This is a genomic window from Nostoc sp. FACHB-892 (assembly GCF_014698795.1).
GTDB lineage: Bacteria > Cyanobacteriota > Cyanobacteriia > Cyanobacteriales > Nostocaceae > Nostoc.
On record NZ_JACJTR010000045.1, the window covers coordinates 16,354 to 36,336 of the forward strand.

Below are 19,983 nucleotides of genomic sequence, written 5' to 3' on the forward strand. Positions count from 1 at the left end.
TTTAGTTAAGCATAAATCAAGTTACTAACTACTAAATAGCTAGTAATTAGGCTACTAAGTTTTCACCATCCCACTCTATATTCTTTGTGATTAGATACGTTGATCAATAAAAACTAAACGCCCTCGGACTACACCGTTTCAGTGGTGAGATATAAGGCGAAATAGCTAAATCTTTTTTCTTAACCGTAGTTTGCACGGGTCTATGAACTTGCGCCAGCCTCAGATACAGCAGCACCAACAAGCGCTTTGACTTCCTTGGGCTTTTTCTCGAATACCTGAATTCCCGCATCGATAATTTCAAAACCGTTAGAAGTTCGTTGACCAAGCTTGCCGGATACAGCCCCAGCCCAGTCTGCAAACTCAGCCATGTTGCTTTCAGCTTTCCGCCAGCTTTTGGCGTTAAGTTGAGCAGTGAAGACTATGCCGTTCTGATCAGTCAACTCGATTTGAACTTTTTTGTTTTCTGCTGGTGTGGCTGTTGGTAGTGAACCACTAAATTTAATTGTGACTTCGCTCTTGACTTCCATAGTTAACCTCCTGCTCCTGCTTGCCCACTAACTCTACCAGATGCACTGCTCCCGATCGGCATCGCCTCTAATCCGTTGTCCAATTTATCATTTTCTCAATGTTGGGAAAATCTGTAGTGAGAAATAAGCTCAAGTTTTCTCACTTGTATTAATCCTTAATGTCATGAACCCAAACCAATGGCAGTTTTTTAGTCTATGTGTGATCAGCCTTGGCAATTGGATTTTTGTATCAAGTCTTCCAGAGTAGCAACTCGTTCCCATAATCTTTGGTTTTGCAGCACAAGTTCCTCAAACCTTCTTAACAAAGCTGCAAACTGCTCTTGTGAATCACTTGGACTGAGGGTGGTATCGCTGTCTATACCGATATGTATTTCATTCGCCTCGGATAAGGGCGAATTATTCATGAAGTAGATATGTTTTTTGGCTTCAAGTTCATTCAATCGTTGCGTTAACTCTTCTATACGTTGTGCTAGATCAGGTATACTACCCGATATACGCGAAACGTCTGGTTCTGAATTACTCAGAAAAGAGTTTAGCGCTTGAATAACTAAATCTGTAGACGTAGTGCGTTCTGCTGCGGCTCTTTCTTGGAGTGCTGTAATTAGGTCTTCGGGGAGCTTGAAGTTGCTTTGCCTACGCATAGATATATAGCTGTGTATATATCAACTATACCATTTTATGTGGAAGGATGTAATTTAATTATGAGTCAACGTACCTACGAACTTAGAGAAGATTTCTGGTGTTATGCAAAAATTCATAGAGAATTAGGCCCCGGTGCAAGACTTTATGATTCGCTGGACACAATTACTATTACGAGTGGGAATCGAGTAATTTGGTGGTGGCGACCCGAAAAGCAGCACCAACAAATAAAACAGGAAACCGAAAGACTGTCGGAATTATTTGCCGAACTCACCAAAAAGCCTGAAGAATTCAGTTCGCAAAAAATGAGTCCAGAACGGTTGATGAAAGCCTTTGTCAAGCATTATCTGAAGTTAATTATTGATGACAAAACCAAATGGTATAGTGATCGTTTCTACTACCTTGTAAAGGTTCGTCAACAGCTGTTAGATATGGACGAATTAACCGAAGTCCAAAAACTAGACCAACAACACGGCTTTAATTACGATCTACTAGGCAACAATTCCCACAGGCATTTTTTATACTTAGCCGCCCAGCCGCAAGGTTACGCGATTGAATTAGATATCGAGTCTGCATATTTTACTGCCTTTCTAAAGCAGCGAACAATGTTCTTGAAAGAGCCTAAAACTGATGCTAAACCCGATGCTAAACCCTATTTCATCGACGATGGAGGTGCGATGGGTCGTCTACGAGAAATTAATCAGAAACTCCCCAAGTGGTTCAGATTTCGGATGTTAGAAATACTCGGCAGTCATGAAATAGAATACTACCAGCATGAGGCTGGCATATCTACATATTTTTGTGAAAAAAAGGTAGATCCTCGTGTGATTAACTACGGGATGGCATTTAATGCTGTCCACAAAGCCATATATACCGTTTACGAAACAATGGCAGAGGTAGCGAATTTGGTGCGGGATGACTTGTTGCGATCGCACACGGATAGTTTTCTCCTGAAAGCCACGATGTCTCGTACTGCTGAAACCCAAATGTTGACGACACTTGCCGAACGTGGTTTTGAGGTTTCCTGCAAAGGCATCGGCTGGGCGCATTTTTGGAATATTGACCAAGGCATTTTGGGCTTTGGTAAACCCAAAGGACATATCCAGGATTTAGAAGAGTTACGCAAACGCGATGGAGTCTGGATTAAACCAATGCCAAGAGAAATGTACGAGCGCTGGCAGCATTGGCTACCGGAAATCCCGGATGATATTCGCACCTCTGCAAAACATTATGAGTTCATTCCCAAAAAGTCTATCCCCAAGGTTTCTCCACAAAAACTCGCAGGCTATTGGCGAAATGAATGGTGAGTGTCATCAAGAGACACCTAGACGCAAACTGGCATTGGAGGAAGATATCACAGTCCAAGCACTGGTGTCTGAATCTCTGAATGATTTGTTTGCAAAGTATGGTAAAAAACCGCGCGTTGCTGAATCATGGGATGATTTTGCTCAATTTGGAACAAGTTTTCAATGGTTTCAACTGCCAATTCATCCCGCATCTATGCAACGCCCGATTCGTACTACTTTTCCGGATTGCCACGGTGAGGCAATTGCAGATAACCTATTGCAGACATCCCATTCCCAAAACGGGAATGACTTCCTAACGTAAGAACAAGCGTTTGAGCGATTGATGTGTTGTAAAAACGCTAAAAAAAGAATGTCTCCGTATCAGGCTTCTGGCGATCGCCCTCCCGGAAAGTGACAGGAGAGGGATAATCCAATTTTGCATTGAGAGCATTTTCTAATTTTTGGACTACAACTAACTCGACTGATTCTGGATCTTTTTTCATGTCCCCACCCAGGCTGCGGTATTTGAAATTGCAAATTATCATGAGCGGCGGTTGCAGCATCCTAAATCCTGGACACACCCTGCAAGAAGCGACTACATGGACGTGATCGCAATTCTGGGACTCTCAAGATTTAGACGATTTCCGACGTGGAGTCCGGCAACGAGGCGAGGCAGTTTTCGAGTTCACCTGGCGGAGCTTCGAGCCAACAGACCCCACCAGAACTAATGATCTAAACTTCACAACTCGTTACAGACTTTTTGATGGCGGCGATGGGCAAATGTATCAAATTTGCGAGAATCTCGGAATGGAAAAAATCTTAAACCGTTGACAACCGTTCAACCCATTATTAGTAAGGTTTTTCTAATAATGGTATACATTAAAAACAGGTAAGCATGATTGACAATTACAAAGAGTTGTATTCACAAACAGACTCTAGATTTTACACACAAAAAAACCACCAAGCGCTTGCAGCATCTACAGGTGAAGGGTTTTGAAGGTAAGAATTAATAGTTTTAGCAAGGAAAAATCTGACTATTTTTTTAGTTTCTTAATCCAGTAATTACCAAAATTAAGATTCGACAAATCTGAAAATTTGATCTACAGTATCGTTATGTAAATTTAACGGATATGACCAAACAAGTAACCAAGCAATTAGAAAAACCGCCTCGCTTTGTTAGGATGAGCAGATTACTTTGGGGTGAGGCTAAGGTGAGTTTTAGCTCGTTAATAACTCCATCAGGACACAAGATGCTCAAAGAAAAGGCAGCCGATCTGCAACTATCTAAAAGTGACCTAATTGAGTATCTGTCCCGCTCCTTGGATGATCCAGAAGTTGAGGGTGCGATCAGAAGGCAGATTACTTCGATGCGGCCAAAGTAAAACCGCCATTTAGTCAGTTTCTCACGCTGTCACCTGGCGGCATTGTTTTTTTGTAATTTATTGCGAGTTCTCACTCGCCACTTAACAATGATAAATGATAAGCCTTTCAGCGACTACCGTTGCAGTGGTATCGCTCGTGAATTAATTATTGCAAATTTCTCGCCTGTTAGCAATTCCCGTTTTGGGAAAAAATTGAGATTGGTTGTGGGAGGTGCAGCATGGTAACAGCAGTTGCACTCCAAAGCCAAACTCAGCCTAAAAAACAATTCTTCATGGCTACTCCAGAAGGATTGAAGCAGGATTATAAGAAGAAAATCTTAACCACAGAAGGTTACGTCTACTACCTGATCAAAGCTAAAAAAGCAACAGGCTGGAGATGGCGCGTCAACGTCAAGGAGTTTTGTGCTGAGTGGGAAATACCAGAACGTTCTTTCTACCGGGCTTTATCAAAGCTGAGAGTTAAGAATTTAATTTTCTGGCGACCTGGTGACAACACCATAATTCTTTGGTGGGATAAAGAAGTTACCAAAATCGCTAATGTTTATTCCAACGATTCAGCCAACCGCCCAAACCCAGACACAGTAATGGCTCCGCCAGATGTGGCAGAGCCTTTGCAAGATGTGGCAGAGCCTCTGCAAGATGTGGCAGAACCTCTGCAAGATATGGCAGAGCAAAACGCCCAAACCCTTACTGTGGCTAAATCCTGCAACGCCTCATATTCATTACATATTGATCCAGAGAAACATACAGATTTAAAAGAGGAAGTGTGTGTGTTTTCTGAAAAACTTTTGGATCAAGATCCGGAATGTGGCCAGCAAACTATTCATCATCATGACGATGAAATAAATCAAGATCCCATTCCTGGATCTCGCACTACGTTGTTAGATGACGCAAAGACCTTGCAACCAACGGACACCACTATTCCTCAGACTCTAGGTTCTGCCCCATCGATCCGCAAAGAGGATGAACCCAATCAAGAGGCCACTCCTAAGCTTCGCACTACTTTGTCAAGTGAAGCAGAGTCTTTGCAAGTAGCCAACACAACCAGTCCTGAAGGTCGAAGTTCCGCCGCGCCGATTCGCAAAACTTCACAAAAACAGGAATGGATTTGCCCTGGCTCCAAAGAGGAGAAAAACGAGTTTCTGATATTTAAGGGTGGATTACTCGTAGCTGCAAAGCAATGCCAGCTGGTGGAGGCCAGAACCGCAGCCTTAAGCTGGGCGAATCATAACCTGGAGGCTGCGAATCTGCTCTGGGAAGATTGGCAGAAGCTCAAAGTACAGGATGCTAATCAGAATACTGCGATTGAGACTGTCCCCGAATTTAAGAAGATGGACAAGCAGGAACACGTTGCAGTGCTTGACAAATTTATCAATCTTACCGCAGAGGAATTTCTGAAACTTTGCTGGTGGCACGAGCATTGGCTGATATTCGCGTCCCGTCGAGTGGGGCAAGAACTCATTCCTGGACTAACACCCGAAATAATCAAACAAATTAAACAGGCGCTCAAATGACACAACAATTAGATTTCGCGGGTATTAATAACCAGTTGCCCCCACAAAATATTGAGGCAGAAGAAGCGATTTTGGGTGGCATCCTCTTAGACCCTGACGCGACACAAATGTTAGCGGATACTTTAGTTACAGAGGCATTTTATATTCAAGCCCACCGGGATATCTACCACGCTGCATTGCAACTTAGCTTACAGCATAAGCATATAGATTTGCTCACTGTTACAAGTTGGTTGAGTGACCATAATTTATTAGAAAGAGTTGGTGGCAGAAACAAGTTAGCAATCTTAGTTGACCGCACTGTATCGGCAGTCAATATTGATGGTTTGGCTGAAATGGTTATGGACAAATACCATGCCCGAAGTTTAATATCTGCTGCCAATCAAATCTTGAAACTAGCCTACGACGAATCAGTGCCAATAGCTGAACGTTTGGATCTAGCTGAACAGAAAATATTTTCTATTCGCAATCATTCCCAAGCTGATAAGTCAGTGCGGATGAATCGGGATATTAGCGTCATCAATTTTGAAGAGATACGGCGTAAATCTGAAGGAGAGGAAGAGCCAGCGATCGCTACTGGATTTTATGATCTGGATGCACTTATTGGTGGGGGATTCCAGCCAGGACAATTGATTGTTCTTGGAGGTCGCCCAAGTATGGGTAAGAGCAGTTTAGCGAGTCAGTTAGCACTTAGCATTGCTGCGGATCAGAATGCTCCAACTATGATTTTTTGTTTGGAAATGTCGGGCGAAGAAATAAATAAAAGGTTTTTATCATCGGAATCAAGGATTGAAATGGTTTACTTGACAACGGGAAGACTGTCAAATACTCAATGGGAACCATTAGCACGAGCAGTTGCGGATATACATGACCCAATACTGATGATCGATGATTCAACTGGCTCAACTCCACTTCAAATCCGCTCTAAACTTCGTAAAGCCATAGCACAATATGGGCAGGTAAAGCTAGTTGTTATTGACTATTTACAGCTGATGGTTGATAGCAGCAGTAATAGATTAACCCAGATGATAGGCGCTGTTACGAGGGAGCTTAAGCTGCTAGCGCGAGAGTGTAATGTGCCAATTATGTTACTTTCCCAACTAAATCGGGGGGTGGAAGAGAGGAATAACAAACGACCCATGCTTTCTGATCTTCGGGATAGTGGCCGGATAGAAGAAGACGCTGACATGGTTTTGGGAGTTTACCGGGATGAGTACTACAATCCAGATACTCCCGATCGCGGCATTGCTGAACTGGTTGTTATGAAGAATCGCAACGGAGCTACTGGCACAATCAAGCTGTTGTTTGAGCCACATTTTACGAGGTTCAAGAATTTAAAACGTTAGTAGTCTAAATTCCAATTTTGCAACTTACAGCATGGCGATCGCGAGAATCTTAACTCCAGACTTTGGATCACAATTCCTCCTCGTCCTCATACCAATAGTTACCCCAGCGTTTCCAAAATAACTAACACATACCAGAGGTATTTTTATGTCAGATATTTTAGATTTTGGAGGCAACTTGCCTCCCCAAGATATTGAAGCTGAAGAAGCAGTCTTGGGTGGCATTTTGTTAATCCCTGAAGTGATGGAGACGGTCGCAAAAATCTTAGACCCAGAGGCATTTTATCTCGATGCACACAAATATATTTATACCGCAGCGATACGGCTCCACTCGGCACACAAGCCAACAAACTTACTTAATATTACAGAATCACTTAGTAAGAATGGGATGCTGGCAAGGATTGGTGGTAATGCTAAATTAGCAAAGCTTATAGACCGCACAATATCAGCAGCCAGCATTCATGACTTTGCTGAAGTAGTTCAGCAAAAATATCTCAGCAGAAGATTAATATCTAGCGGCAATGAAATTGTCCAGTTAGGCTATGACGAGTCAAAGCCTTTAGTCGAGCGGTTAAATGCAGCGGAGGAGAAAATATTTTCTATTCGCCACCAAAATCAAATTGTTCCTGAACCAGAGTTCGCTGGCAATCTAAGCTCTAAATCTCTTGAAAAAATAAAACAATTTAATCAAGGAATTGATATGCCAGCTTACCCTACTGGATTTTATGAGTTAGATTCAATGATTCATGGTGGGCTTAAACGTGGTAGTTTAATCGTTGTTGGAAGTCGTCCGAGCATAGGAAAATCGGCTTTCGCCCGTCAGATAGCATTCGTTATTTCTGCGTGTTATAAATTGCCAACTATAGTTTTTAGTTTGGGAATGTCCAAGGAAGATATAAATATGCGCTTGTTGGCATTTGAATCTTGCATTCAAGCGGGCTTATTGAATACAGGTAGGGTTTCACAAACTCAATGGGTGCCATTAGAGCGCTCAATACGAATTATTAGTGAGTTACCACTACTCATTGATGATTCGCCTTGTCTAACTCCACTAGAAATCCGCTCTAAGATTCGCAAGGTGATTGCAAAGCATGGCTCACTAGGGTTAGTTGTTATTGACGATTTACAATTGATGGTTGATGGCAGTGATAATCGACTTCCACAACCGATCGGACAAATCATAAAACAATTGAAGTCATTGGCGAAAGAGTATAATATACCAATTGTTTTACTTTCACAACTAAACCCAAATCTTGAATCCCGGACTAATAAACGTCCCATGCTCTCTGATTTGCCGGATACCTACAGCATGGAGCGAGACGTTGACCTTGTGTTGGGGCTTTATCGAGATGAATATTACAACCCTGATACACCAGATATAGGTATTGCAGAAGTCAGTATTTTAAAAAACCGCAACGGCTTTATAGGCAGAATTAAGTTGGAGTTTAAGGCAGATTGGAATAGGTTCGATAATTTAAAGTATTAGGAGATGTAATAAATATCTCCTACCGTTGCTGGTGTAGGGTGCGCGATGGCGTACCCCACCTGCCATAGGCGATCGCTCTTGTTTTCATCGAGAGTTAGGGTTAGGCGATTGCCTAAAAATATTCTCTTCACCCCGTCCGACCCGACGGGGTTTATCCTTTCATATCTGCATAAGACTAAAATTCCCAAAACGGGAATGATTTTTTTCGCGTCTGTTCCTGGTGCGGGGTGTGGGATGGCGATTGCTAAAACGATAACTTTCCCAAAACGGGAATTTCACCGAAACGGCTATACCTGCTGTGCTATGGCTGGCGATCGCTAAAACGAAAATTTTCCCAGGTTGGGAAAGCTAGTTACACTCCCTTACTACTGCGATCGCAATCTATTAAATACGGACATGACTAATATCTGATCGTTTTCAAACCCTCCACACCTACAACTTCTTGAAGTACCTGGCGATCGCCAACAGTGTGCTTTAATCCCGTTTATCACAGCAGGCGATCCTAACTTAGAAACCACTGCCGAGGCAATACGTATTTTAGATCGCAATGGTGCAGACTTCATCGAGTTGGGCGTTCCCTACTCCGATCCTCTAGCAGATGGGCCTGTGATTCAAGCCGCAGCAACCCGCGCTTTGCAAAAAGGCACAAAATTAGAGCAAGTGCTAGAGATGTTACAGGTGGTGAGTCCTAACCTAAAAGTGCCGATAATTCTATTTACTTACTACAATCCCATTTTGCACCGGGGTATTAAGTCGTTTTTGGCGCAAATTGCCAATGCTGGAGTGAAAGGGTTGGTAGTACCAGACTTACCCTGTGCCTAAAAAAGATGTTGAGCGTGTATTAGCTCTTAATGACTATTCTCTATTTCGCGCTGCTTTGGAAGGATTTATCTCTGTAGATGAGCAGGGTAAAGTCACCCCAGGAGGATTCCTACACAACTACATTCATGGTTTAGTTGGTGGGGCGCAGATAGATGCAAGCACAAGACCCGTAAAGTTTAAGGGCTTGGGTACTATGAGCAATATACCAAGTTCGCCTTATGACCCAGTGTTTTGGTTGCATCATGCCAACGTTGACCGCCTCTGGGCTCAATGGCAAGAGAACGGTCATAAAGGTAGCAATTTTTATCCTGCTGATGGTCAGCCTTACGGGTACAACCTTAAAGACCTAATGTGGCCTTGGGACGGCGGTATGTCTACCCCCAAAGCTACAGCGTTAGGAGATTTAATATCCCTATTACCAAATTTTGACTCTAACGATTTGGTGCGCCCTATAGACGTTTTGAATCACAGAGAATTGGGCTATACCTACGAAACCCGTGAACAGGAAACGCGAAAAGAATTTTATCTGTGGAATAAGTTCTAAAAAGTTAGAACGAAAGTAAAAAATACTTGAACATAAAGGATTTTCAACTGTGGTAAGCATCCAAGACATCAACGCTATCATTTCAACTACGCCTGTACTACCTGACCTATTAGGCAGGTTTGGAAAATTCGGCGGTAAGTACGTCCCCGAAACCTTAATGCCTGCATTAACTGAGTTAGAAGCGGCATTTAATCAATATTGCAATGAGCCGAGTTTCCAAGCACAACTGCAAAACTTACTGCGTTACTGCAAGATGATGATGGGCAAATCATCGAAGCCCATTCAATTAGTGCCGGATTAGACTATCCCGGCGTTGGGCCTGAGCATAGTTATTTAAAGGATCTTGGTCGCGCCGAATATTACAGTGTTACCGATAAACAGGCGTTAGATGCATTCCAAAGGCTTTCGCAACTCGAAGCGATTATCCCAGCCTTAGAAACTGCTCATGCGATCGCATATCTCGAAACCCTTATCTCGAAACCCTTTGTCCTCAATTAGAAGGCAACCCCCGGATCGTCATCAACTGTTCCGGCAGAGGTTACAAAGATGTGCAAACCGTCGCCAAAGTCCTGATTCTTTAATTTTCTGTTCTTGTCATTAGTCAAACGACAAATATGATAGCTGTAACTAAAACTCCGCTTGACAATATCCCCGTCACTTCTGAGTTATACAACTGGCCAGCTTTATTGCAACAGTTGTTTGCTCGGCAATCTTTGACGGTTTCCCAAGCTGCGGATTTGATGCAAGGTTGGCTCACAGATGCCATTCCCGATGTCCTCTCAGGAGCGATTTTAGCCGCAATCCAAGCTAAAGGCGTATCCGCACAAGAATTAGTCGGGATGGCTAGCGTCTTACAATCCCAATCCCCACCCCTTGTACAGACGCGATTAATCGCATCTCCATCCAGCAAGACTTGTTCGGCTGATGTACTGGAAGCTTTGGGTATAAATCTCAACGCTACTCCAGAAAAAGTGCAAGCCGCAGTGGGTGAAGTCGGAATCACCTTTTTGTTCGCTCCAGGTTGGCATCCTGCACTTAAAGCGATCGCTACTTTGCGAAAAACTTTGAAAGTGCGGACTGTTTTTAACTTGCTCGGCCCGCTAGTAAATCCCATGCGATCGACAGGGCAAATTATTGGTGTCAACGACCCACTTTTATTAGAGGAGATTGTTCAAGCTTTATTCCAATTGGGATGTCAGCAAGCGATCGCAGTCCACGGACGGGAACGTTTAGATGAAGCTGGTTTGGCAGATGTCACTGACTTAGCTGTACTCCAAAATAAAAAAGTCCGTTCCCTAACGCTTAATCCTCAAGAACTTGGTTTGAGTTTTGCACCAACTGCGGCGTTATGCGGTGGAGAAGTCCAAGAAAATGCCGAAATCTTGAAGGCAGTTTTGCAAGGTAAAGGTACTCAAGCGCAGCAAGATGTAGTCGCTTTAAATACAGCCCTTGCACTGCAAGTTGGTGAAGCCATTCATGGGGAAACTGATGTTTTAGCAGGTTGTGTTAAGGGTATTACCCTTGCTAAGGAAATTCTACAAAGCGGCGCAGCTTGGACAAAACTAGAACAACTTGCTGAATTTTTGCGCTTTTTTAGGCTGATTGGCACTCAGCCCAATACTATCGACAATCTAAATGAGGTTTAAATCATGACTAAGAAAATCAGTAGCGCCTTTGGCAAAGGCGTACTATCTCCTATTTTACTCATTTTAGTGTCTGGGTCGCTTTGTTTGGCTGTGATTGATAAAGAAAATCGACCTGCCTACTTTGATATGGTCAAGGTTGCAGTAGGGTATTCCTTTGGTGCAATGAGTTTGCAAAACGGAGATTCTAGCAATCAAGATGAAGAGGATATCAAAGAGGCTGATGAAGAGGGCTGAAGCACAATTCTAGTTGTAGTTAATTCTGGTAAAGAATGTATTCCCCTATTTGGGAATGACCAACACGAGTCTCTGCCAGTGACACCATCCGTCACCCTCCCGCAGCGATCGCACGGTAACTGGATTCATCCAGTTCCCAATTGGGGAATCTCCTACTGCAAATTTTTACTGCATTTCTCTACTGTATTTTTTCCTGAGTTAGAGTAAATGCAGTATTATTTTACAGTAAATAAGGCAGTAATATGACCGTTATTAGTTTTACGAACCTCAAGGGTGGCGTGGGCAAATCAAGTACCTGTGCCCATTTCGTCTACTGGTTGTCTGCCATCAAAAAAAAGAAAGTCTCAGTAGTGGATTCGGATGGGCAAGGCAGCACACACATGTGGTTGTCAGGAATAGATTTAAATATTCCTTGTCATCGCATTACAGATCCCGACACACTGGCTGAAGAAATTCCTCAATTAGAGCAAGAAGTGGATTACTTGGTTGTTGACAACGCAGGTAATCTGGGGGAGGCTACCAGATGTACGCTGCTCTGCACAAAACTTACAATAATTCCAGTAACCCCCTCTGGCTTGGACTTAGTTTCAGCCGCCGCCGCAGTCAAAATAGTACGTCAAATTCAGAAAGCCAGAAACGGATTACCTAAAGCAGGTATTTTTATTAATCGTGGCATTAAAAATACCAAGCTCCTCCGAGAAGCTGAAGAACTGCTGAGTCAGCTTGAAGGTGTGACTGCCTTTAAGCAAATAATTTACCAGCGTCAGGCGATTGCCGATGCCTTTTTTCAAAAAACTACAGTTTTTGGAATGAAAAGCGCACAAGACGGAGCATCTGATTACCAAAAATTATTCACCGAGATTTTGAGGTTGGCGAAATGACCAAGCAAGATCGAAATGTTCTGACTGAATTAGCATCACAATTTTCTGTTGATGACCTAGTGTCAGAAATTACTGAAAAACCAAAACCTCGTCAAAAGCAGCAGTCATCGCCAAAGATATCTAAAAAGCAAAGCCAAAAAACAGAAGATAATCTAAATTTACTGGAGAAATTAAAGCAACAGCAGCCTACAGAAACAACTCGTATCACCTTGGATTTAGACCCAGAAACTTACGAGCAGTTAAACCAACTTGCAGAACACACGGGGATGACCAAAGCCAAGCTGCTCAGGGCTTTGATTCAAGAGACAGCAAAATTACTGCAAAAATAACAGTATAAAAATGCAGTAATTATGATCCAAATGCATTAAATTTTGCAGTAAAAAATTACTGCTGATTTAGCGGCGATCGCCCAAGCTAAAACCTGTTAACAAGTTTCAATAGCCAATGAAACTCTAAGTATCGAATTGTGGGAATAATTACAATAACGATACTTATTAATAACCTTTATGCCTCAGCTTCAAACCAACAACACGGCACTTAGTACCCAACAGTCAGCACAGATGAAAACTACAAGACTGTTAAAAGTGCTAAAAATAATGTTCAAGAGTGAAAACTGGACTGGTCAGAAGTTAAACAACGAAGTCAATGTTAAGGGCAGTGGTGTTTACAGGTTTGAGCATGGAACTATAGCCTACCTTGGGCAACCTGATGGCCCCAAGACTGAGTATCTTTGGGAAATGACTGTAGATCGGGCATGGGCTAGGGCGTTAATTGAGGCATACAATCAGGCCCAAGAATCTGAGGCTTTAGTTAGAACTCAGCCTGAAGTCTACCCAAAAGATTGGAATGGTTTACGTTTACGTTCCCCGGCTGAAGTTGCGATTGCTGAGGCTTTTCAAAAAAAAGGGGTGCTGTTTTTTGTTAATGCTGGCTGTCGGCTACACAATCACTCAAAACAGTATGAAACTAGAGAAGTTGACTTTCTAGTTTTTTACCAAGGTAAAGTCAGGATTTTAGAAGTTGATGGCATCACATACCATCAAAACCCATTAGCTGACTACAAGCGAGACAGGTTATTTGATAGAGAGGGTATTAGAACTAGCCGATTTAGCGCACAGGAATGTTTTGGAAATTCCAACGCGGTTGTTGAGGAGTTTTTAGAGTTGTTTAAATTTTAAAGCGATCGGCCTCCGGTTTTTGCTCCAAGATAAAAGGCGATGCCTACGGCGGTAAACTACGCCCCTAACGCCCCAAAATCTCCAACTGTGCAGATGCAACCCGCTTTCTCTCCTCTCCTCGTCGGTCATAACGTGCAGTTATGGCAGGATTTGAGTGGCCAGCTAAACTTTGCACAGTTGCAATATCTGTACCAGATGTAAGCAGGTCTGAAACAAATGTACGCCGCATATCATGAGGCGAGAAATGTTCTAGATTCGCTTCTAACCCTCGTTTTTGCAAGATAAACAGAACCGCCTGGGGTGTGAGACGTTGCTGAACTACACGACCAGATTTATTAACTTGACACAGCAGCGCTCCAGGAGTGCGGGTTCTAATTTCAATCCAATCATTGACCAGAGCGATCGCACCTGGGGATAAATAAACAGTCCGATCAACTCGACCTTTACCCGATCTAATTTTTATTTCACCGTCATCTTTAAAATCTTTTAAGTTAAGCTTAACCACCTCAGCCCGACGTAAGCCAGCACCGCGAAGAATGGCGATTAGTGCAGCGTCTCTAAATCCGGCGGGGGTGCGATCGCTAAAACAAGTCTTCATCAGCGAATCAATTTCATCTTGACTTAACGCCCGTCCCCTCAATTCAATACTTGCTTTGACGCTGGTGATATCAACAGCCCTGGCGTAATCAACGGGTGACATCAACTCTAACCGCAGTGCTTCCTTCAAAACTCGCCGCAGCGCACACAAAACACGGTTAACTGTCGCAGGTTCGTAATTTTTGATAAGTGCTGCTCGAATGGCGGCGGTGTGTTTGTAGCGTAATTCTGCCCAATTGAGAGTTAGATAATCTGCCTCGCCATTAGTTAGGAGTTGAGCAATTAGAGAGAGCGATCGCTTCATCGTCGGTTCTGAACCCGGCGAAAGTGAAGAAAGGTAAACTGAGGCTGGGTGTTCCGTCAGAGGTGGCGGAATCCTCAAAACCAATGATGAAACGGTACTAGTAGACATCACTTATCAAAATGGGCGTTCTAGGAAACCATGTTTTGCACAATAATGTTTTGATAAGTAATCCACAATCGTACTCGCACACGGATGTTTCGTACTCAGTGTATGGATGTATGCAATATCTGGGGACAAGCCGTTACGCGTCTTGGCTCTCTCCCCCGCTTTCCTTTCCCTAAGAATAGGGGCAACCGTTTGCTTAGAGCGGCTTACATTCTAAGAGAACTCAGGATGGGGGGCGATCGCTTCGACAAAGCTAACGAACGTCTTGATAAAATTGCAGCAAAAGTCAAAGACGAAGACTAAATTATTTCTGCTTGAGTAGTGCGATCGCGCGATTTCCCCCAGAACTAATCCCCCCAAACTGCCATAAACTCTTGCCACTCCTCCTCAGTCTCCGGTGCTTTGTCTTTGGTCAGTCCCACTATTCGCGCTAGCTTACGGGCTTGGTCTAAGCTTTCGCCAAGCTCGGCGTCACCGTGCCAAAACGGGAAAATCGTACGCTAAGGCTGAACGTCTTTGTCTGTCTAGATTTGAGGTAATAATTTTCAGTATATTTCCTGAATGCAGTAACTTAACCCCTATTGGCTTGACTATGGCGAAAGATTGATAAAGAACTCTTCAAGCTGTATATCAATTACTTCAAAAGGATCGTTTCCAGATTCACGCAAGTTCAACATATCAAATATTTCTTCGTCTGATAAGATAACAATCAACTTTTCCTGCTCAACCCATGCTCTTCGCCTTGCTTTTATCGCATTCTCAGATGGTTTTTTCCGCGTTAACAGAAGTCCAAACGCTCTCATTGCTTTCGGAAACAAATACTGTTGTAAAGATTCAACTTCTCTTTGAGTAATTGCATCTGAGTAATTTTTAAACTCAGCAACTACGAAGCGAGAACGACACTCACTTCGCAGCATATCCCACGCCTCAGAACCCTGACGAATCGGATAGATAGCATCACGTATATCAAGATTATCTTCTGATCTAGATTGAATATATGGTGATGCAAGTGGTGGAATAAATAGATAAGAAAGTATTTTTACACTAAGTTCTTCATATTTTCTCCAGGTCGTGAGTCCTGGAACAAGATTAACCAACTGCTGCCTCAGCAAAGCAGCTTGCGAAGACTGAGCTAACCCTGAAAAGATTTCAGCTTTTAATGCTTGATCTGCTATTGATAAGTGAGTAAACTTTTCTGCAACGTCAGGGTATTTACAAAGTAACTGTTCTAGTTTCACGCGATCCCAAATTTGGAAAGGAAACTGATAAATGAGTTTATCCAGAAGTTTTGGTGGAACCGGATTAGATGTAACTAATAGGGACAATGAGGCGTTCTCGACATCACGATATCGATTAATATCACCAACTATTCTACGCAGTACCGATAAAGGCAAGTGATTATGTTTTCGATAGTGCTTAACTTCAACTATAACTACTTGTCCTTCAGGTGATCGTGCAATAAAGTCTGCACTATCTATCCCATGACCCTGAGTAACTAAAAATCCCTCTCGCTTCAAAAGTAAAGCTACAAGTAATTCAAACTGTCCCAAATCTAAAGAACTAAACTCCATATCGTTTGCATACTTGTTTGATTGCTTAGATTATCCACTGAAACCTCACCCCCGTTTCTTTGACTCCAGTATCTCCTGCTGCCGCCGCTCTCTAACAGAAGTCTCATTTACAATAACGTTCTTGGAAACGTTTGAATTATTATTTTTCAAGAGAAAAATAATATTATGAGTATTGGCACAGTTCACACGTTCCAAGGTGGTCAGAAATCAGTGATAATTTTCTCGACTCGCCAATGTCAATCAACTGATAGTCTCTGGTTTATTAATTGCCGACTTAATTTACTTAATGTGACTGTCAGCAGGGCGAGAGAACTGTTTATCCTGGTGGGGAATTTGGCACGAATCTCTGAAGGGGGGTATACCAGATAGTTAGTAGAATATATTGAGCAATTTGGAGAGATGCGATAATTTTTATTGGAGTTTATAGTTAAGTTTCTGCGAGATTATCTATTCAACTGAATGGGTACTCTCAAATAAGGAAGAGAATCACACCATTTAACAACGTGCATCGTAATCATCTCTCCAATCCCCACCCATATATAGATTACCATACTCCAATGATTTGTCATGATTTGTTGTTGAAGACATTCTATTAGAGGAAGAGTAGCTAAGTTGATTCTGCCATGTCATACGCACTTCATATTCCATTTCCCTGCTGTCATCCCAGGATAAAACCTTAATTTCTTTAAGAAAAGAATCTATCTCTTGCTTATGAGTTGCTAATAACCTCTCATCCCGATGACTTGGGTGGCTTAAAAAGTTAAATATAATATCGGAAATTTGTATAAGTTGCTCAAACTGTGACTGATTTAACCTAGAGACTCGGTTGTTAACTTGTAAGACATATTCATTATTAGAAATATTAATTAGTTTTCCGACTTCACCATTCGTAGTAAATGCGTAATAATTATCAACTTTGGCTGAATCTGAGTTCATAAGATTTCCTTGAACAGGTCAGATGATGAAGGCACTGGTGAGCGGCAAAACTTTTCCAGTGCAGTGCCTATAGAAATTACGTCAACTATTGTCGAAGTTGACTTACCAACCAAAAGCTTTTTTAATACCATAAGCCGCAAGTCCGACAACAACACCAGCAGCTACAACCGGAGCAGCACCAATACCAACTGCAATACCGGCTGCTGGAGCAAGTAAACCCATACCACCTACTGTTGCAGCAACACCACCTCCAGTTAACGCACCTCCAACTGCAAACGCTGCTGCTTCTGTTGGGTTATTGTTATTACTCATTATTAATTCCTAAATGCTTCTGTATTTATTTTGTATATTAGTAGCTTTTTTATCCAATCGCATTTTTACTGTACTGAGGATGAAATTTGTATGAAGAAATGAAAATTTGGCGACATCGGGTTAAAAGCAATCACTCTTGCGGGAAATAGATTTTAACCAAAGGGGGCAGGGAACAAGCAACCAGTAAAAGATTAGCAATCGATACTGAATACTGTTGGCGAACTTAATAATTCATCCAACAGTGTCTAGGCTATATTTACCCCCAAAGGCAGCCTTCAGAGAAGTTATCAAATTAACCATAACTAAAAGCTGTTGGCTATATCCACAGCTATTTCTAAGATTTAAGAACTCGTGGCTCGGAGTCGGCGGTAACGCGGAGTGGCTCTTACGGGCAGAGAGATTACTGGTTGGGCCAACTAGATCCTGCAAGCCCGCAAGAGCCACCGCCTCATCGAGTGAAGCGGCAACGAGTTCGTCGGTTCAACACGGCTACTGACGGGTCTACTCCAAAAATCGCATTTAATTCTTGTGATTAAACCTGACCTTGAAATTATCTTCAGTACAGTATTGTCTGCCTAGACACAATAAGACTACTTGATACAAAAATGAGTATTGCGGGTAGCAATAGGGAGTATTTGGCACGGTGACGCCAGCTCTATCAACTGGTGTTCTAGGTTGGAATTGTAGCCTTGGGCTATCAGCTTTGCATACTCGGTATCGGTCATGCCGAGGTCGTGGGTTTCAGTCATGGTGGGGGCTGCGATCGCTCTGTTCAATTAAAGTACTTTTGCTGCCACTTTACCTAATGCTGTCTCAACACGGCTGGTAAATTCTGATGGGCGATGCCTGCGGTGCTTGAAGGTTTTGTTCGTCTCCTGATGGGTTAAATTTAGTTTTTACCTCTTGGGTTGCAACATTCATATTCTTTACTATCTATTGCTTCTGTATTTTTTACTTAAAAATGAGAGGTAGGTATGTTTATGACGAGCGAAGTGATTGCTAAATATTTAAAATTAAATATTATTTATTATATCTAGACATTGCCTTTGCAAATTTATTAATTCTAATAATTGTGATTCTAAAGTTTTAAATACATCACTTGGCTGATTTATTTTAGCTATTTTTATAATTACGGCTTCTTCTGCATTTATTTTTTTATAGATATCACAAATTAAATCATTTTTAAATTTATGATATTTTTTAATTTCTTTTTTTTGTGCTAAAAACAATGGAAGCTCAGGTATGGCTGTTATAATATTTAACCAACTAACAGGATGATATATATTTATATGTGAACTAAGAGTATACTTATTAAAACCAAGCAAAGCCTCTGTTTTTTTTAAATAAATATCTTCATATATACTAATCTTTGCAATCTCTATTAAAGCTGTTTTTGCATTGTTCATATCATTAAGTAAATAATGACAAATTGCTAGTCCTACGTGAGCATAAAAAAGCCGTTCACCCTTTTCAATATAAGTAGCTTTAGTAAAACCAGCCCTGGCATCGTTAATAAGAGCAAACTTTTGTTCATCCGAAGAACTAGAATTACACGCTTGGAGAAGTGTTTTCCAAGCAGCATTAAATTCTACCTGCGTCAAAAGGTCAAGTTTACTTTCAATAGATTCTATTAGCTTTAAAGCTTTAGCTAGTCTTATGGAAATGTCAATAAATCCTTTAGAAGCTCCAAAAATTACCGTTAATGAAATAGGTTCACTCATATAAATAATTATCTAGTTTGTTGCAATGTTTACTTAATTATCTGGGGTGCGATCGCTATCCTTTCAATTCATGTACACGTTGCTACTCTTGTTGTGTCATGGCGAAAAGCCAAAGGGGCTGTCCCGTTCCGAATGGACAGTAATGACCCTTTCGGTACACCATTGCATTGACTGCACGAAGCCCCTAATCTGTCTTATTTTGACTGGAATTTATCTGAAATTTGTTTAACAGAACTTTTGCCATCTCTATCTTGGCTTCCTGTAAAGGATCTATAAAATCTGTACCAGAAGCTGATGTACTATTTCTATTCGACTCGGCAATGCTATCTAACATTTGCATAGCCATGCCTACAAAATTCATTCTTTCCAAAATTTCTGTGTAGTTATTTGCCTGCTGCATACTTGATTTATAAACGAATAAGAAGGTTGCACCAATAAACTCGGTGAGTACACCAGCTATTCCTCCTATACCCGCTACAATCCAGTTATCTTTTGGATGTTGATAGCCTAATACTACGCCGTAAAGTATGAGACTAAACCCCAAAGACATAACGGCTATACTCAACCAAAAAATCCAACGTATCTGACTCAAATTTCGATTAAAATAGCTTTCTAGTGTGATTTGTGCCATATCCCATACAGGTTTAGCTTTCCCTGGTTCTTCTATATGCTTTGCCTGAGCAAATAAATATGCTTTCTCTTCCAGCTTGGAACCAATTTGCTCAGTCTGAAAATATAGATAAATTCCTACGCATAGCATTATGTAAGGAAGAATGAGAAAAATATTGGTTATAAAAGAGCCTAAAACTTGGTTTGAAATCTCCCAAACTGATGAAGACTGTTGACGGGTGGCAACAATAAGAATGCTTATGAAGATTGTGAGTAAGCCAAACAATCTCTTCTGTCTAAGACGCTGAAGGGATAAGTTCTCTTTCGGATTATCTTGATTCATAATTCT

At 41.8% G+C, this 19,983-nt stretch carries 29 protein-coding genes and 2 pseudogenes; 20 read left to right on the plus strand and 11 right to left on the minus strand.

The window, feature by feature from the left end:
* Nucleotides 1-200: 200 nt before the first annotated feature.
* The gene (locus H6G96_RS32920) at nt 201-527 is read right to left on the minus strand and encodes a hypothetical protein (protein ID WP_190917511.1); all 327 of its coding nucleotides are present in this window, start codon (nt 525-527) and stop codon (nt 201-203) included.
* A gap of 203 nt (nt 528-730) precedes the next feature.
* Nucleotides 731-1,168: a hypothetical protein gene (locus H6G96_RS32925; RefSeq protein ID WP_190917513.1), complete on the minus strand. Its 438-nt coding sequence runs from the start codon at nt 1,166-1,168 to the stop codon at nt 731-733.
* A gap of 60 nt (nt 1,169-1,228) precedes the next feature.
* Here H6G96_RS32925 and H6G96_RS32930 point away from each other — a divergent pair, with 60 nt between their 5' ends.
* Both H6G96_RS32930 and H6G96_RS32935 read left to right on the plus strand, forming a co-directional pair.
* Nucleotides 1,229-2,473, plus strand: a complete 1,245-nt coding sequence (locus tag H6G96_RS32930; protein WP_190917515.1) for a hypothetical protein — start codon at nt 1,229-1,231, stop codon at nt 2,471-2,473.
* Complete coding sequence (locus tag H6G96_RS32935; protein WP_190917517.1) at nt 2,463-2,774, plus strand: ribbon-helix-helix domain-containing protein; 312 nt, start codon at nt 2,463-2,465, stop codon at nt 2,772-2,774. Before H6G96_RS32930 ends, H6G96_RS32935 begins: the two co-directional genes overlap by 11 nt.
* Before the next feature lie 37 nt (nt 2,775-2,811).
* Here H6G96_RS32935 and H6G96_RS32940 read toward each other — a convergent pair whose 3' ends face one another.
* Nucleotides 2,812-2,955, minus strand: coding sequence for a hypothetical protein (locus H6G96_RS32940; RefSeq protein ID WP_190917519.1), 144 nt, complete (start codon nt 2,953-2,955; stop codon nt 2,812-2,814).
* 627 nt (nt 2,956-3,582) lie between these two features.
* On the opposite strand from H6G96_RS32940, the gene H6G96_RS32945 reads away from it, so the two are divergent.
* The 5 genes from H6G96_RS32945 to dnaB (H6G96_RS32965) all read left to right on the plus strand — a co-directional run bounded on the left by H6G96_RS32945 (nt 3,583) and on the right by dnaB (H6G96_RS32965) (nt 8,174).
* Nucleotides 3,583-3,834, plus strand: a complete 252-nt coding sequence (locus H6G96_RS32945; protein ID WP_190917521.1) for a hypothetical protein — start codon at nt 3,583-3,585, stop codon at nt 3,832-3,834.
* A gap of 87 nt (nt 3,835-3,921) precedes the next feature.
* Nucleotides 3,922-4,059, plus strand: a complete 138-nt coding sequence (locus H6G96_RS32950) for a hypothetical protein (protein ID WP_190917522.1) — start codon at nt 3,922-3,924, stop codon at nt 4,057-4,059.
* Nucleotides 4,053-5,348, plus strand: coding sequence for a hypothetical protein (locus H6G96_RS32955; protein WP_190917524.1), 1,296 nt, complete (start codon nt 4,053-4,055; stop codon nt 5,346-5,348). The genes H6G96_RS32950 and H6G96_RS32955 overlap by 7 nt, the downstream gene beginning before the upstream one ends.
* Nucleotides 5,345-6,691, plus strand: coding sequence for a replicative DNA helicase (gene dnaB / locus H6G96_RS32960; protein WP_190917527.1), 1,347 nt, complete (start codon nt 5,345-5,347; stop codon nt 6,689-6,691). Before H6G96_RS32955 ends, dnaB (H6G96_RS32960) begins: the two co-directional genes overlap by 4 nt.
* Nucleotides 6,692-6,836: 145 nt before the next feature.
* Complete coding sequence (gene dnaB / locus H6G96_RS32965; RefSeq protein ID WP_190917529.1) at nt 6,837-8,174, plus strand: replicative DNA helicase; 1,338 nt, start codon at nt 6,837-6,839, stop codon at nt 8,172-8,174.
* Here dnaB (H6G96_RS32965) and H6G96_RS42565 read toward each other — a convergent pair.
* A complete protein-coding gene (locus tag H6G96_RS42565; protein ID WP_277933007.1) occupies nt 8,171-8,305 on the minus strand; it encodes a hypothetical protein in 135 nt (44 codons plus the stop codon). The genes dnaB (H6G96_RS32965) and H6G96_RS42565 overlap by 4 nt on opposite strands.
* A gap of 64 nt (nt 8,306-8,369) precedes the next feature.
* On the opposite strand from H6G96_RS42565, the gene H6G96_RS42570 reads away from it, so the two are divergent.
* Nucleotides 8,370-8,495: a hypothetical protein gene (locus H6G96_RS42570; protein ID WP_277933008.1), complete on the plus strand. Its 126-nt coding sequence runs from the start codon at nt 8,370-8,372 to the stop codon at nt 8,493-8,495.
* 44 nt (nt 8,496-8,539) lie between these two features.
* Here H6G96_RS42570 and H6G96_RS42965 read toward each other — a convergent pair whose 3' ends face one another.
* Nucleotides 8,540-8,737, minus strand: a complete 198-nt coding sequence (locus H6G96_RS42965) for a hypothetical protein (protein ID WP_190917531.1) — start codon at nt 8,735-8,737, stop codon at nt 8,540-8,542.
* On the opposite strand from H6G96_RS42965, the pseudogene trpA reads away from it, so the two are divergent.
* The 9 genes and pseudogenes from trpA to H6G96_RS33010 all read left to right on the plus strand — a co-directional run.
* A pseudogene (gene trpA, locus H6G96_RS32975) lies at nt 8,652-8,987 on the plus strand (tryptophan synthase subunit alpha); the annotation flags it as partial. The gene H6G96_RS42965 and the pseudogene trpA overlap by 86 nt on opposite strands.
* Before the next feature lies 1 nt (nt 8,988).
* A complete protein-coding gene (locus H6G96_RS32980) occupies nt 8,989-9,540 on the plus strand; it encodes a tyrosinase family protein (RefSeq protein ID WP_347242305.1) in 552 nt (183 codons plus the stop codon).
* Nucleotides 9,541-9,773: 233 nt separating this feature from the next.
* A pseudogene (locus H6G96_RS32985) lies at nt 9,774-10,121 on the plus strand (tryptophan synthase subunit beta); the annotation flags it as partial.
* A gap of 33 nt (nt 10,122-10,154) precedes the next feature.
* Nucleotides 10,155-11,186 (plus strand): anthranilate phosphoribosyltransferase, encoded by a 1,032-nt coding sequence (gene trpD, locus H6G96_RS32990; RefSeq protein WP_190917533.1) that lies wholly within the window; start codon nt 10,155-10,157, stop codon nt 11,184-11,186.
* A 3-nt stretch (nt 11,187-11,189) separates the two neighbouring features.
* Nucleotides 11,190-11,420: a hypothetical protein gene (locus H6G96_RS32995; protein ID WP_190917535.1), complete on the plus strand. Its 231-nt coding sequence runs from the start codon at nt 11,190-11,192 to the stop codon at nt 11,418-11,420.
* 78 nt (nt 11,421-11,498) lie between these two features.
* Nucleotides 11,499-11,627, plus strand: coding sequence for a hypothetical protein (locus tag H6G96_RS42575; protein WP_277933009.1), 129 nt, complete (start codon nt 11,499-11,501; stop codon nt 11,625-11,627).
* A gap of 35 nt (nt 11,628-11,662) precedes the next feature.
* Nucleotides 11,663-12,301, plus strand: a complete 639-nt coding sequence (locus tag H6G96_RS33000; RefSeq protein WP_190917537.1) for an AAA family ATPase — start codon at nt 11,663-11,665, stop codon at nt 12,299-12,301.
* On the plus strand, nt 12,298-12,630 hold the full coding sequence (locus H6G96_RS33005; RefSeq protein WP_190917539.1) for a ribbon-helix-helix domain-containing protein: 333 nt from the start codon (nt 12,298-12,300) through the stop codon (nt 12,628-12,630). Before H6G96_RS33000 ends, H6G96_RS33005 begins: the two co-directional genes overlap by 4 nt.
* A gap of 177 nt (nt 12,631-12,807) precedes the next feature.
* Nucleotides 12,808-13,479 carry a DUF559 domain-containing protein gene (locus tag H6G96_RS33010; RefSeq protein WP_190917541.1) on the plus strand — a complete coding sequence of 224 codons (672 nt, stop codon included), beginning with the start codon at nt 12,808-12,810 and terminating at the stop codon, nt 13,477-13,479.
* A gap of 64 nt (nt 13,480-13,543) precedes the next feature.
* Here H6G96_RS33010 and H6G96_RS33015 read toward each other — a convergent pair whose 3' ends face one another.
* Nucleotides 13,544-14,488, minus strand: a complete 945-nt coding sequence (locus H6G96_RS33015) for a tyrosine-type recombinase/integrase (protein ID WP_190917543.1) — start codon at nt 14,486-14,488, stop codon at nt 13,544-13,546.
* A gap of 84 nt (nt 14,489-14,572) precedes the next feature.
* Here H6G96_RS33015 and H6G96_RS33020 point away from each other — a divergent pair, with 84 nt between their 5' ends.
* The gene (locus H6G96_RS33020; RefSeq protein ID WP_190917545.1) at nt 14,573-14,788 is read left to right on the plus strand and encodes a hypothetical protein; all 216 of its coding nucleotides are present in this window, start codon (nt 14,573-14,575) and stop codon (nt 14,786-14,788) included.
* A 287-nt stretch (nt 14,789-15,075) separates the two neighbouring features.
* Here the strand turns inward: H6G96_RS33020 and H6G96_RS33025 are convergent, their stop codons facing one another.
* The gene (locus tag H6G96_RS33025; RefSeq protein WP_190917548.1) at nt 15,076-16,056 is read right to left on the minus strand and encodes a restriction endonuclease; all 981 of its coding nucleotides are present in this window, start codon (nt 16,054-16,056) and stop codon (nt 15,076-15,078) included.
* Between the two features lie 165 nt (nt 16,057-16,221).
* Here H6G96_RS33025 and H6G96_RS33030 point away from each other — a divergent pair, with 165 nt between their 5' ends.
* Nucleotides 16,222-16,425, plus strand: a complete 204-nt coding sequence (locus H6G96_RS33030) for an AAA domain-containing protein (protein ID WP_242063494.1) — start codon at nt 16,222-16,224, stop codon at nt 16,423-16,425.
* Between the two features lie 126 nt (nt 16,426-16,551).
* On the opposite strand, the gene H6G96_RS33035 is transcribed toward H6G96_RS33030, so the two are convergent.
* A complete protein-coding gene (locus H6G96_RS33035; RefSeq protein ID WP_190917550.1) occupies nt 16,552-16,992 on the minus strand; it encodes a hypothetical protein in 441 nt (146 codons plus the stop codon).
* A 102-nt stretch (nt 16,993-17,094) separates the two neighbouring features.
* Nucleotides 17,095-17,304: a hypothetical protein gene (locus H6G96_RS33040; protein WP_190917552.1), complete on the minus strand. Its 210-nt coding sequence runs from the start codon at nt 17,302-17,304 to the stop codon at nt 17,095-17,097.
* Between the two features lie 643 nt (nt 17,305-17,947).
* Here H6G96_RS33040 and H6G96_RS33045 point away from each other — a divergent pair.
* Nucleotides 17,948-18,133 carry a hypothetical protein gene (locus tag H6G96_RS33045; RefSeq protein WP_190917554.1) on the plus strand — a complete coding sequence of 62 codons (186 nt, stop codon included), beginning with the start codon at nt 17,948-17,950 and terminating at the stop codon, nt 18,131-18,133.
* 184 nt (nt 18,134-18,317) lie between these two features.
* On the opposite strand, the gene H6G96_RS33050 is transcribed toward H6G96_RS33045, so the two are convergent.
* Together H6G96_RS33050 and H6G96_RS33055 are read right to left on the minus strand one after the other, a co-directional pair.
* Nucleotides 18,318-19,025, minus strand: a complete 708-nt coding sequence (locus tag H6G96_RS33050; protein WP_190917556.1) for a hypothetical protein — start codon at nt 19,023-19,025, stop codon at nt 18,318-18,320.
* 184 nt (nt 19,026-19,209) lie between these two features.
* The gene (locus H6G96_RS33055) at nt 19,210-19,977 is read right to left on the minus strand and encodes a hypothetical protein (RefSeq protein ID WP_190917558.1); all 768 of its coding nucleotides are present in this window, start codon (nt 19,975-19,977) and stop codon (nt 19,210-19,212) included.
* Nucleotides 19,978-19,983: the final 6 nt, after the last annotated feature.